Below are 12,960 nucleotides of genomic sequence, written 5' to 3'. Positions count from 1 at the left end.
TAGGAGGTCTTTATGATTGAATTAATTAGAAAGATAGATATATATTTATTACATTTTATAAATGAAAAATTAAGATGCAAGTTTTTAAATAAAATTATGCCTAGTATAACGTTTTTTGGATCTGCAACCTTTTGTATGATATTTGTAGTACTAACAGTAATATCAAAGAGTAAAGGTATTAAGAATCTTGGTATTTTAGCTTCCTTATCAATTATTACCTCAGGTGGAATTACTCACTTTTTAAAGCGAATAAAAAATAGAATAAGGCCATACATAAAAATTCCTACACTAAATATTAGTAAAATAGGAGTTGACGATTATTCATTTCCATCTGGTCATACTACTGCCGCATTTTCAATAGGAATTAGTATTGCCTTAAGCTTTACAGGATTGGCTGTAGTATCAATAATATTTGCAAGTCTAGTAGGGTTTTCAAGGGTATATCTTGGAGTTCATTATCCTACAGATGTTGGAGCTGGTGTAGTTGTTGGATCTGCAAGCGCTTTATGTATGCATTTAATAGTTTAAATAAAAAGTTTTAGAAATAAGATTTATTGGTAAGAATAAATGAAAATCACCACATTAAATGTAAATTTAATGTGGTGATTTTTTTAAAAAATTCTTAATATTACAATGAAATTAATTCATCTACAATTTTTCCATCACAAGGTGGAAAGTTAAAGCCTAAAGCTTTAGCTAGAGTTGGAGCTACATCAACTAGGTTCATACTTGGTATATAGACATTGGATTTAAAATAAGGTCCACATCCTATGAATAAAGTATCTATATCAGGTTTATCAGGATGGTAACCATGGGTTCCGCTGATGGAACCCTTTGAATTTTCAACCTGGGTAACAAAGTTTTTATTTAGCTTATCAGAGAAGGAAAAACCATCTAGAGCTTCAACCATAAAGGAAGCTTTAGGGTCACCACCTAAGGCAATAATTTCATCACTATCATATATTTTTTCGATTCCATTTGATTTATCCATGGTTAAAGCTCTAAGAATATTTTTAACCTTATTTTTAAATTTGGTATTGTTATTATTTTTAATATATACATAAGCGCTTCCATCACAAGACTTTACATAAACATCCCAATTTATAATAGCACCATTCTCATTTGTAGTAATCAATCCTTGATTTTTAAGTAGTGTATTTAAGGTTATTATTTTATCATAATCTTGAAAGCCATGATCACCTAAAATTACTATAGATGAATTTTCATATATATTTGCATCCTTAAGAGCTGAAATTATTTCTCCAATTCGTATATCATGGCGTAGGAGGGCATCGGTAGCTTGTTTAGAATAAGTTCCGTAACCATGTCTTTGACTATCTAAATCAAGTAAATGAAGAAACATCAAATTTGGCTTATACTTCTTTATGGTTTCTACAGCAGAAGCTATTGCAAAGTCATCTAGTTCAGGTTCATTTATTCCATTACGCATATACCCAAATTTTTTATTTAAGTTATATTGATAAATAGGACTTCCACCAAGAATGGAAACTATTTCCTGAGGCATATATTTTTTGTTTGAAAAAATTTCAGGCATATTATATTTTATGGATGAATGAGCACTTACGGGCCAAAATATTGAGGCCACTGTAAAGTTATTTTCCTTTGCCACATCATAAAGAGTAGGGCTTTTAACATATTTTCTAAACCAAAACCAATCTGGCATAATCTTATCAGGTTCTAATAACTTATTATTTACAATCCCATGATTTTTAGGGTAATTTCCTGTAACTATTGTGGTATGAGCAGGGTAGGTTAAGGATGGATATATAGACTTAACATTTCTAACCACAGCTCCATGTCTAATACATTTTGAAAAGTTTGGTAAGGATTTCATCAGATGAAAATCATCTGACTTTAGTGCATCAAGTGAGACAATAATCATATGTTTATCTGTTAAATTATTCATAGCTTATTCTCCTTAACTTTATGTTATATATGAATTATGATATACTAATTTTATTATTTAATCTATAAAACTATAAAATTATATGAATTAATGAAAAGATTTATAAGAAGGTGTAATTGTGCAGATAAGTTATAAAGAAAAGTTTACAGTGAAATTTCATGAAGGAGATTTTAAATGTAAGGCAAAGTTGTTTACTATTATAGACTATATACAACAGGCTGTAGAAAATCATGCAAATATATTAGGTGTAGATTTTCAGAGTATGATGGACAAGGGTTTATTTTGGGTAGTATCTAGAATAGAAATACATATGGATAGGTATCCATTAGTTGGGGAAGCGGTAACTATAGAAACTACTTTAGGTGGACGTGAAAAAGTGTTTATGAAAAGGCGATTTAATATTTTAGATAAGGATGGAAATTCTATAGGAAAAGCTTTGATCTATTACCTAATACTAGATATGGCTAATAGATTTCCACAAAAGCCAACAATATGTCCAATAAATATAGATATAAATGTAGGTGATGTAGTTGATAATAAGCTTGGTAAGATTAAGATGCCAGGAGATCCTATAGAAGTAATGGATAGAAAGCTTCGTTATAATGATATAGATATAAATAACCATGTAAATAATGCAAAGTATGTTTGCTTTGTAGAAGATTTTTTCCCTTTGGAGTGGCATAAGGAAAATAATATTTCATATATGCAGTTAAATTTTATAAAAGAAATTAAATGTAATGATAGTTTGAAAATAAATAAATTTTTAGAAGATGAAGAATCTAAAACTTATTGTATTAATGGAACTTCCGAAAAATCAAACCAGGAGTTTTTCCAATGTAGGGTAAGGTTTAAAAGTTAAACTTTATAGAAAGTCATAACATTAGGCGGTGTATCTAAAGTGCTTACATAACGCTTTAGATACACCGCCCTTTAAATTTAATATATTTTGAACTTATTAAAGAGTTTTAATAAGTTCAAATAGGTTACAGAAGGTTACTCCATGAGCCATTAAATCTCTATGGAAGTATATGAATGCTACTAGCTCACCAACTTTTGCAGGATAACAGAAAAAATGTTCTTTATCTAGGTAGCAGTCGCTAAGTAGATTTTTATGAGTTTCTGTAAAGAATCCACTTCTAGTATTTTTCTTGGGGTAATTTATAAAAGGAGCTTCTAGAACTATATTATTTATAAAAGGAATATCTTCTAAAATTTCATATTCATATGGGCAAGGCCAAATAGTATTATTAAGTATTAAACCTGCGTTAGCACCAGCAGAAAGTATTTTAAGAATGTAGAGTACAATAAAAAATTTAAAAGTGATGGAATAGAATAAATAAAATTTAAATTACCTATATGAATTAAAAATAAACCAATATAGCTTCTAGTGAATAAAATGAATAAAAATTTATCAAACAATATAATGGTTATGAAAATTTATCATTATGAATGATTGACAATTTAACGCAAATAATCCATAATATAATTGAAATATTGGAAAAATTGAAAATTTTAATAAATAAGGGGGAGCAGTAATTGGGGCAAGAGAAGGCATTAAAAAAGGCGGTAAGTAGAGAAGGATTTATATTTTTAATAGTATTTGTAGGTATTTTTGCAGGAATGGGAAGTGTTATGGGGACTATAAATATGTTTAACACTCTAATGAACACTGCATATAGCTTACTTATAAACACAGTGTTTTATATAATGGCTATTGCGGTACTTGCGGGAGCTGTATCTGCATTACTATCTGAATTTGGAGTGGTTTCATTAATAAACAAAGTATTATCTCCTCTAATGAAGCCAATTTATGATTTACCAGGAGCTAGTACTATAGGAATTTTAGCTACCTATCTTTCTGATAATCCAGCTATATTAACATTAGCTGATGATAAAGGATTTAGAAGATATTTTAAAAAATATCAATTGCCAGCCCTTACAAATCTAGGAACAGCTTTTGGGATGGGATTGATTATTACCACATATATGATGGGTCAGAAATCTCCAATAGGTGAAAGTTTTATACTTCCCGCAGTTATAGGTAATGTTGGAGCGATAGTAGGAAGTATTGTAAGCACAAGATTAATGCTTATTCAAACTGCAAAAATTTATGGAAAAGAAGAAATGTGCGTACTAGATGAAGATGCAGATTTTGATATGATGAATTATAGAGAAGTTCGAGAAGGTAGTGTTTCAGCGAGGATTATGACAGCCATGCTTGAAGGTGGTTCCTCAGGAGTTCAAATGGGACTAGCTATAATACCAGGGGTACTTATCATATGTACTCTAGTACTTATGCTTACTAATGGACCTTCTGCAGCTGGATTATATACTGGTGCTGCATCTGAAGGAATAGGGCTTCTTCCTTGGATTGGAGAAAAGCTTCAATTTGTATTAGTTCCACTATTTGGATTCCAAAGCCCCGAGGCCATAGCGTTCCCAATAACTTCTTTAGGAGCGGCAGGAGCAGCTATTGGATTAGTACCTGAAATGCTTGAAAATGGACTAATTGGTGGAAATGAAATTGCGGTATTTACAGCAATGGGAATGTGCTGGAGTGGATATTTAAGTACTCATGTTGCAATGATGGATGGATTAAAATGTAGAGAATTAACGGGAAAAGCTATAATGAGCCATACATTTGGTGGACTTATAGCAGGTATAGTTGCTCACTTCTTATATGTATTTATATCAAAGTTCATTTAAAAATATTAAGACAAAACCCAATGTGCTAAAATCACATTGGGTTTTGTTTATTCAAGTAGTTCGCTAATATTCCTGCTCTTAAGCCTTCATCACAAAGTTTGATTTCTGCAAAATCACAGTAGTTTATCATATTAGTGATAAGTTCACATCCACCCAAGATAATATCGGCACGCTTTTTTGAAAGTCCTTTAAGTTTTTCTCTATCTTTTAAACTTAGAGTTTTAATATGGTTGCATAAATCTTTTATCTTAAAAGGTGGCATAGAGGTTAAAGGAGATTGGTGTATAAACCAATCATCATTATAACTAGTATAAATTTTTCGGAGATTTTTGAAAGTACCACCAATACCAACTAAAGAAGTTGCGGTAAAGTCTTTAATCCACGGTATGGATGCAAATAACCCATTAAAATAATTTTCATTATAATCGCAACTAACATATTTTCCGCATTTATTTACGCTTATTTTTTCAGTAATGTTAATAGCCCCTAAGGGTAGGCTTGTGTAGTTTTTAAACTTATTATTTTCCACAGAGATTATTTCAGTGCTATTTCCTCCTACATCCATGATTATGCCTTTTTCGATGTTGCAAGCTGTAACCACTCCTAAATATGAAAAGTAAGCTTCTTCCTTTTGTGAAAGTATCTTAATAGTTAGCCCGGTATGTTTTTTTATCAAATCTAAAATGTATACACTATTTTCAGCAACCCTTAGAGCTTCTGTAGCTACTGCTATGATGTCAGAAACTTTATTTATAATACAAGAGCGTAAATATCGCTTTAAGATAGTTATGGTTTCTATAATTTTTTCAGGACTTATATTTTTATTAAAATGCAAGGAGGCACCTAATCGTAGATGTTCCTTATCCTCCTCTAAAATTTTAGTATTATATCTATTATCTATATTAACAATTAATAAATGAATTGTATTTGAGCCTATATCTATTATACCAATATTGTTCATAATACCTCCAATCAAAAATGTCTTTTGTTATTTATACGATGTAAATATTAAAATATAACATATATATATAGATAAATTAACACATATATATAAGACATATATTATAAGAAAATGGGTAATCTAAAATTATGTAAATATGATTAAGATTTATGGGGTGCAAAAGATGAAAAAGAGAGTCGGGACAGAGGTTGATAAATTTTCAAAATACTTCAGCTGGCTAAGTTTCAATGAAAGAATTTTAGAAGAGGCAATGAAAAAAAATAATCCATTATTAGAAAAAGGAAAGTTTTTAGCTATAGTAAGTTCTAATTTAGATGAGTTCTTTGAGGTGAAAATGGATAGGATATTTTCTGAGGAGAAAGTAACTATGAGTGAAACGTATTATGATGAGGAAAAGAAACATAAAAAACAAAGTAAAGTTATAGAAAAGATAGATTGTGAAATTAGAAAGCAAATTGACTATGAATATACATATTACAATAAAGTAATTTTGAACTCATACGAAAATAATAAAATTCAAATTTTGGATTCAAAGCATATCGAAGTTAGAGATATAGATTATGTAAATAAATATTTCAAGAGAAATATTTTTGCCGTATTAACACCTATAGTTATAGATGGAACTAAACCTTTTCCTAATCTAGAAAGTAAAGGGATTAATATAGGTATAATAATCGAAGAGGATAACAGAGAAAGTTTATGTGTTATAACTATTCCTAAAGCTTTAGATAGAATAGTTAAATTACCATCAGTTAATGGAATTTGTAAGTATGTGTTAATTGAAGAGGTTATTAAATTAAATATAAGAAGATTACTTCCTAATTCAAAAATATTATCTATAGCATCTTTTAGAATAACTCAGAGATGTGATATTAATATTAAAAATAAGAGGAATGACAATATTATAAAGTTAATTAATGAATCTCTTAATAGAAAAAATGCAAATCCAATTGTAAGATTAGAAATTGAGGAACAAGGAAAGGGCAAGTTATTAAACTTAATTATGAGTAGTTTAAATTTAAAAAAGAAAAAGGTATATAAGATTAATGGACCACTTGATTTAACCTTTTTAAATAATATATATAAGATTACAGATATGCAAAATTTGAAATTTAAATATCAGAATGGCGTAATTCCGATAACTAGTAATAAAGATATTTTTAAAGCTATATTAGAAAAGGATATATTGCTTCACCTTCCATTTGATTCCTTCTATACAGTGATTAGATTATTAAGATTAGCTGCAAATGATCCTAAAGTAGTAGCTATAAAGCAAACAATATATAGAGTAAGTGAAAATTCACCTATAGTAGAAGCTCTAAAGAGTGCAGCTCAAAACAATAAGGAAGTAACTGTGGTAATAGAAGTGAAAGCAAGGTTTAATGAAGAAAGGAATATACAACTAGTGGATGAACTGAAAAGAGCTGGTTGCAAAGTTATATATGGAGTTTGTGGTCTTAAAACTCATTGTAAATTATTAATGATAGTAAGGAAGGAAGGGGGGAGGCTTAGACGGTACGTAAATATGAGTACAGGAAATTATCATGAGATTACTGCACAAATGTATACCGACTTAAGTATTTTTACTTGTGATCCTTACCTAGTTGAAGATGTGAGCAGAATATTTAACCTTATAACAGGGGTAAATAAAAACATAGATTTATATAAGGTGTCTATTTCTCCATATAATTTTAGAAAGAAAATTATAGAACTTATTGATGAAGAAATAAGGAGTGTAGAGAATAATGGAGAGGGCAAGATTACTTTAAAGGTAAATGGATTTACTGATGAGGAAATAATAAATAAATTATATGAGGCAGGGAAAAAAGGTGTAGAAGTTAATCTAATAGTTAGAGGAATATGCACTTTGAATGAAAAATTGTGTTTTGATGAGAAGTATAATATTAAGATCCGAAGTATAGTAGGAAAATTTTTAGAACATAGTAGAATAATGTATTTCTATGGTGGAGGGAATGAAAAAATTTTCTTATCTAGTGCAGATCTTATGAAAAGAAATTTAGATAGAAGAATTGAAGTAATGTTCCCTGTAGAAGAGTATGAAAATAAAGAGAGAGTAAAAGAAATTTTGAAATTCTATATGGAGGATGAGGTAAATAGTAGGATACTTTTACAAAGTGGAATATATGAAAAGAGTAATGGATTAAAGGAGACTAATGCTTATAATAGATTTATTATGCAAAGTGAGAAGAAAAAAATGCAAATTGATGAAATGGAAGATTCTTATATGTAAAATGATTTGTTTTTTAGTTAAAATAAATTAACAGTAATGATACTTTTTAATTTGTTTTCCGTATTATAGTTTGTAGTTACTATAAATATTAAATTGAAAAGTAAGGGGAGGAACAATTGTGAAAAAGATAGTTAGTATTTTATTAAGTGGAATCATGATTTTAGGATTAGTGGGGTGTTCATCTAGTGGAAGTAAAGATGAAGATGTGAAAAATGTACTAACTGCTGACATAGTTGGCAACATAAAAGAGGGATTAGAGATGAGAGCTACTGGACCAGTAGAGGGAGAACTTGCTGAGACTCAGTATTACTTAAATCTTAATAATATTGAAGAATATTCTATTGAAAATGGTATGATAAACACCGGATTAGAGGCAATAGCTGTTATTAAAGCGAAAGATGGAAAAGTAGATTCAGTTAAAGAGTCACTGAAGAAGGTTATAGAGGATAAGAAAGTTGCAGCATTTTATCCAGGAGAACTAGAAGCAGTTGAATCAGCTAAAATTGAAGTTGTTGGAAATTATGTAGCTTTATTATTAATTCCAGACTATGAAGAAGGTCAAAAGAACACAGAAAAAGCAGTTGAGATTTTTAAAGAAGCTTTAAAATAGTAAATTTTAAAATGCCTTGAGAATGTACAAAAGTATATTTTTAAGGTTCTTTTAATAATAGGCTACTTTTAAGTATATTGTTGAAATTGTGTTCAATATTATATGACGTAATAGTAGATCATAACCAACACTTACTTTAAATAGAGATTGATAATGAAAAATTAAAGAGGAGTTATTATGGTTTTTAGTAGTATTTTATTTATATTGAGATTTTTACCAATATCTCTAGGAATATATTTTCTAACTCCTAAAAAATATAAGAATTTAGCAATCTTAATATTAAGTTTAATTTTCTATTCATGGGGAGAAGGGAAGTATTTTCTTATTATGATTGCTTCTATTGGAATAGATTATTCCGTTGGTAGAGGCATAGAGAAGTATAGGGAAAGTAAAAAGGCACGTGTAGGTCTTTTGTGTGTGTCCATAGTAGGTAATCTAGGAATATTGTTTTTCTTTAAGTATTTTAACTTTTTTATAGATAATATAAATAGGTTATTTAACTTAGCATTAAATCATGTAAATATAACACTTCCTCTAGGAATAAGTTTCTATACATTTCAAACTATGTCTTACAGTATAGATGTGTTTAGAGGTAAAGTTGAATCGGAGAAAAATATAATTGATTTTGGAGCCTTTGTATGTTTATTTCCACAGCTTATTGCAGGTCCTATAGTAAAGTATACGGATATTAGTAAAGAGATTAAGGAGCGAAAGGTAGATAAAAATCAAATTGAAGAGGGTATAGAATTATTTATACTAGGAATTGGGATGAAGGTTCTTATTGCAAATAATATAGGAATGCTTTGGAGTGAAGTGGAAACTTTGGGTTTTGCTAATATTTCTACACCTTTAGCTTGGATGGGGGTTTTAGCCTATGGGTTTCAGATATATTTTGATTTTAGTGGTTATTCTCTAATGGCTATAGGACTTGGTAAAATTTTGGGATTTAATTTCCCGAGAAATTTTAATTACCCGTATATATCAAGAAGTATTACAGAGTTCTGGAGAAGATGGCATATTACATTAGGTTCTTGGTTTAGAGAATATGTATATATACCCTTAGGTGGTAATAGATTGAGTAAACTAAGGGTGACTTTAAATTTATTTGTGGTATGGTTTTTAACAGGATTTTGGCATGGAGCAAGCTACAATTTTATTATATGGGGACTTTTCTTCTTTATCCTTTTATACATTGAAAAGGCAGGACTTTTAAAGTTCTTAGATAGAAATAGAATCCTATCCCATATATATGTGCTTTTCTTTTTACTTATTGGATGGGCACTCTTTGCAGTAACAGACTTAGTTCAGCTAAAAGAGCTTATCATAAGATTATTTGATTTCAAGGGTGGGATAGATTATCTATACTATATAAGGAATTACGGTATTACCTTAATTATTGCAGCAGTATTCTCAACTCCTTTAATAGTAAATCTATACAAGAAAATGATTAAAAATAACACTGTTAACACTGTAATACTACTACTTATTTTCTTTATATCTGTGGCATATTTAGTGGATGCTACCTATAATCCATTTTTATATTTTAGATTTTAGGAGGGATGAAGATGAAAAAGAATCCCTTATTATATAGTTTTTTTATTATAATATTTAGTTTAGCTATTATAGATATGGTGAACACAGACAAAAAGTTTTCAGAACTTGAAAATAAAAAGCTTAAGACTGAGGTGGAGTTTACCCTAAAAGGTTTTTTAGATGGAAGTTTTTCTGGAAATTACGAAGCGTATGTAAATGATCAGTTTGTTTTCAGAGATCAATGGATTAACTTAAAATCAAGAAGTGAATGCATTCTAGGAAAAATAGAAAATAATAATATTATATACGGAGAAGAAAATTATTTATTTGATAAACTTACTATAATTGATGAAGAAAGAATGGTAGGCAATGTTAAAGCAGTAAATAAGTTTATGGAGAATACAGAGAAAGATGTTTCTTTTATGATAGTTCCAAATTCCTATGAAATATATAGGGAAAAGTTACCTACAGGTGCACCTTTAATTAATCAACAGGTTGAGATTAATAAAATTTATGAAAGTACAGAATCTAGTAATAACATTGATTTATTAAAAGTCATGAGTTCAAATAAGGAAGATTATATCTATTATAAAACAGACCATCACTGGACCACTTATGGTGCTTATATAGCCTATAAAGAATTTGTAGAAAGCATAGGAGAAACATCGGTGAATCTTGAGGATTTAGAAGAAGTGAGAGTGAATAATTTTTATGGAACTTATTTTTCAAAAGCAAAGCCATTTAATGCTATTTCTGATGTATTAACTTACTATAAGTTTGAAAACATTGAAATGGATATACAAGGAGACAAGTATAATGATTTATATAATTATTCTTATTTGGATTCTAGAGATAAGTATTCTATGTTTCTAAGGGGAAATAATGCTATAACAATTATAAGAAATAAGAATTTAACTAATGGGAAAAGACTATTGGTGTTCAAAGATTCCTTTGGAAATTCCATGATTCCATTTTTAACACAAAACTTTGAAGAGATTCATGTTGTAGATTTAAGATCATTTATGTTGAAGGTAAATGATTATGTTAAAGAAAATGATTTTGATAACATATTAATAATTTATAATCTAACAAACTTTTCTCGAGATATAAACATTATAAAATTAAAGTACTAATTATAGAAAAATAAGAGACTATCTCAAGTTGAAAATGTTTCAATGGTTAGGTAAAACATAAGTCGGCTTTCGAGATGTCTCTTTTTCTTTTGAAATAACAATGATAAAAAATAGGTAAAATGGTAAAATTAGTACATGGCGATAAATAAACGTTATTTATATTATCTATGGGAGGTATCTATGTTAATTAATGACGAAATTGTTATGAAATATTTTGATAAAGTTGATTATAAGGGGGCGAAAATAGATATTTATAAAAAGTGTCCAGTGTACACTGAAGATATTCTTACATTAAAATTGACAGCTTCAGAAGATGCATCAGAACTATTAAAATGTTATTCTGATGAAAAGTCAGTACCCCTATTTAATTCTGATAATTGTAATGGAGATGACTTCCACTATACAACTATTGATAGAATGAAGAAGGCTATTGATTTTTGGCAATTTTCCTATAAAAATAGATATTTTATAAGATTTACAGTTGTTTTAAATAAAACCGGAGAGAAAATTGGTACAGTAGAAATGTTTAAACGTGAAGCAAATGACGAATTTAACCACTTTGGTGTATTGAGGATAGATTTGCAAAGTAAATATGAAGAGCAAAAGTATATTGATGAAATACTAGAAATAGCTAATAAAAATTTTTATAAAGATTTTGATGTTGAATTTATTCTTACAAAAGCTATTCAAGCTGCATCAGAACGGATTATATCATTAGGAAAGAAAGGTTACAAACCAATAGATGAAAAATTTGTCATATATGATGATTATTTTATAAATGGTAATAAATAATTGTTGGAAATTAAGAAGTAAAAATAATTTATATAATTGGGGGTAGATAATTTGAAATATTCTTATGTAACGAATTATAAGAACAATGATGCACTACGTCATAGTTTCAATGAATTGACTGAAAAAACATTTTATTTTAATTTTGTAGAATGGTTTAATAATGGCTTTTGGAGTGAAAAATACATTCCTTGTTCTTTGGTTGATGGGGAAAAAGTTATAGCAAATATATCTATTAATTTAATGGACTTTAATATGGATGGAACAGAGAAACATTACATTCAAATTGGAACTGTTATGACAGATGAAGAATATCGTGGGCAGGGATTAAGTCGGTATCTTATGGAAAGAGTAATTGCAGAATACAAAGAAAAAGTTGATGGTATCTATTTGTTTGCTAATGATAGTGTTGTTAACTTTTATACTAAATTTGGCTTTATAAGAGGTATGGAATATCAGTATAGCAAAGCGGTAAATGTAGCAAATAATAAAATGCAAATTGAACATGTTAATATGGCTGATAAGACAAAAAGACAAAATTTCCTTGATACAGTAAAAAAAAGTGTTAGTAATGGAAGATTTTCAATGGACAATTTTGGTTTGACTGCATTTTGGACAACAGGACCTATGAGTGACTTAGTTTATTATTGTGCCGATGAATATGCATACGTAATTGCTTATAAAGAGAGGGAAAATCTTTGGATTTATCAGATTATATCTACACACAAAGTTAATCTAGAAAAAATAATAAGTTCATTTGACGGTACCATAAAGAAAGTATCACTCGGATTTACACCATATGATACTAATGGATATGATGTCAGGCAATTTCACAAAGAAGATTGTACACTTTTTTATTTGGGAAAAGATTTAGAAAATATAGAAAAGGAAAAACTAATATTTCAAACTTTATCGCATGCATAAAAAAATAATAGCAATGTAATAATCAAATTAAACCTTGTTTAAAGTAGGTTCACAATCTTCTTATATTTAATACTAAAAACTCAGTAACATCATTTTGTAGCTATTACTGAGTTTTGGTTATAAGTT

General features: G+C 28.8%; 11 protein-coding genes and 1 pseudogene. 9 read left to right on the top strand and 3 right to left on the bottom strand.

Features of this window, described 5'->3' with window-relative positions:
- Nucleotides 1-12 precede the first annotated feature (12 nt).
- On the top strand, nt 13-528 hold the full coding sequence (locus RSD37_RS00710) for a phosphatase PAP2 family protein (RefSeq protein WP_346944774.1): 516 nt from the start codon (nt 13-15) through the stop codon (nt 526-528).
- A gap of 100 nt (nt 529-628) precedes the next feature.
- Here the strand turns inward: RSD37_RS00710 and RSD37_RS00705 are convergent, their stop codons facing one another.
- Nucleotides 629-1,927 carry an ectonucleotide pyrophosphatase/phosphodiesterase gene (locus RSD37_RS00705; protein ID WP_346944773.1) on the bottom strand — a complete coding sequence of 433 codons (1,299 nt, stop codon included), beginning with the start codon at nt 1,925-1,927 and terminating at the stop codon, nt 629-631.
- Nucleotides 1,928-2,045: 118 nt separating this feature from the next.
- Here RSD37_RS00705 and RSD37_RS00700 point away from each other — a divergent pair, with 118 nt between their 5' ends.
- Nucleotides 2,046-2,786, top strand: coding sequence for an acyl-ACP thioesterase domain-containing protein (locus RSD37_RS00700; protein WP_346944772.1), 741 nt, complete (start codon nt 2,046-2,048; stop codon nt 2,784-2,786).
- Nucleotides 2,787-2,897: 111 nt separating this feature from the next.
- On the opposite strand, the pseudogene RSD37_RS00695 reads toward RSD37_RS00700, so the two are convergent.
- Nucleotides 2,898-3,221, bottom strand: a pseudogene (locus tag RSD37_RS00695) (phosphoenolpyruvate carboxykinase); the annotation flags it as partial.
- Nucleotides 3,222-3,463: 242 nt separating this feature from the next.
- Between RSD37_RS00695 and RSD37_RS00690 the strand changes: the two are divergent.
- Nucleotides 3,464-4,633: a hypothetical protein gene (locus RSD37_RS00690; RefSeq protein ID WP_346944771.1), complete on the top strand. Its 1,170-nt coding sequence runs from the start codon at nt 3,464-3,466 to the stop codon at nt 4,631-4,633.
- Between the two features lie 31 nt (nt 4,634-4,664).
- Here the strand turns inward: RSD37_RS00690 and RSD37_RS00685 are convergent, their stop codons facing one another.
- Entirely contained in the window at nt 4,665-5,594 is a 930-nt protein-coding gene (locus RSD37_RS00685; protein ID WP_346944770.1) for a hypothetical protein, read from the bottom strand.
- 163 nt (nt 5,595-5,757) lie between these two features.
- Between RSD37_RS00685 and ppk1 the strand changes: the two genes are divergently transcribed.
- The 6 genes from ppk1 to RSD37_RS00655 all read left to right on the top strand — a co-directional run bounded on the left by ppk1 (nt 5,758) and on the right by RSD37_RS00655 (nt 12,834).
- A complete protein-coding gene (gene ppk1, locus RSD37_RS00680; RefSeq protein ID WP_346944769.1) occupies nt 5,758-7,845 on the top strand; it encodes a polyphosphate kinase 1 in 2,088 nt (695 codons plus the stop codon).
- A 118-nt stretch (nt 7,846-7,963) separates the two neighbouring features.
- Nucleotides 7,964-8,455 (top strand): DUF4358 domain-containing protein, encoded by a 492-nt coding sequence (locus tag RSD37_RS00675; RefSeq protein WP_346944768.1) that lies wholly within the window; start codon nt 7,964-7,966, stop codon nt 8,453-8,455.
- A 177-nt stretch (nt 8,456-8,632) separates the two neighbouring features.
- Nucleotides 8,633-10,009, top strand: a complete 1,377-nt coding sequence (locus RSD37_RS00670; protein WP_346944767.1) for an MBOAT family O-acyltransferase — start codon at nt 8,633-8,635, stop codon at nt 10,007-10,009.
- 11 nt (nt 10,010-10,020) lie between these two features.
- Nucleotides 10,021-11,121, top strand: coding sequence for a DHHW family protein (locus RSD37_RS00665; RefSeq protein ID WP_346944766.1), 1,101 nt, complete (start codon nt 10,021-10,023; stop codon nt 11,119-11,121).
- A 180-nt stretch (nt 11,122-11,301) separates the two neighbouring features.
- Nucleotides 11,302-11,913 carry a GNAT family N-acetyltransferase gene (locus RSD37_RS00660; protein ID WP_346944765.1) on the top strand — a complete coding sequence of 204 codons (612 nt, stop codon included), beginning with the start codon at nt 11,302-11,304 and terminating at the stop codon, nt 11,911-11,913.
- A 36-nt stretch (nt 11,914-11,949) separates the two neighbouring features.
- A complete protein-coding gene (locus RSD37_RS00655; protein ID WP_346944764.1) occupies nt 11,950-12,834 on the top strand; it encodes a GNAT family N-acetyltransferase in 885 nt (294 codons plus the stop codon).
- The last annotated feature ends 126 nt before the right edge of the window (nt 12,835-12,960 follow it).

Origin of the sequence: Clostridium sp. (assembly GCF_036646415.1) — a bacterium.
Classification (GTDB): Bacteria; Bacillota; Clostridia; order Clostridiales; family Clostridiaceae; genus Clostridium_J.
This window is presented reverse-complemented; position numbering and strand designations above follow the sequence as displayed.

Coding starts and splice junctions, on each gene's coding strand:
- RSD37_RS00710 (WP_346944774.1), top strand. CDS start 13: ATGATTGAATTAATTAGAAAGATAGATATATATTTATTACATTTTATA.
- RSD37_RS00705 (WP_346944773.1), bottom strand. CDS start 1,927: ATGAATAATTTAACAGATAAACATATGATTATTGTCTCACTTGATGCA.
- RSD37_RS00685 (WP_346944770.1), bottom strand. CDS start 5,594: ATGAACAATATTGGTATAATAGATATAGGCTCAAATACAATTCATTTA.
- ppk1 (WP_346944769.1), top strand. CDS start 5,758: ATGAAAAAGAGAGTCGGGACAGAGGTTGATAAATTTTCAAAATACTTC.
- RSD37_RS00670 (WP_346944767.1), top strand. CDS start 8,633: ATGGTTTTTAGTAGTATTTTATTTATATTGAGATTTTTACCAATATCT.
- RSD37_RS00665 (WP_346944766.1), top strand. CDS start 10,021: ATGAAAAAGAATCCCTTATTATATAGTTTTTTTATTATAATATTTAGT.
- RSD37_RS00660 (WP_346944765.1), top strand. CDS start 11,302: ATGTTAATTAATGACGAAATTGTTATGAAATATTTTGATAAAGTTGAT.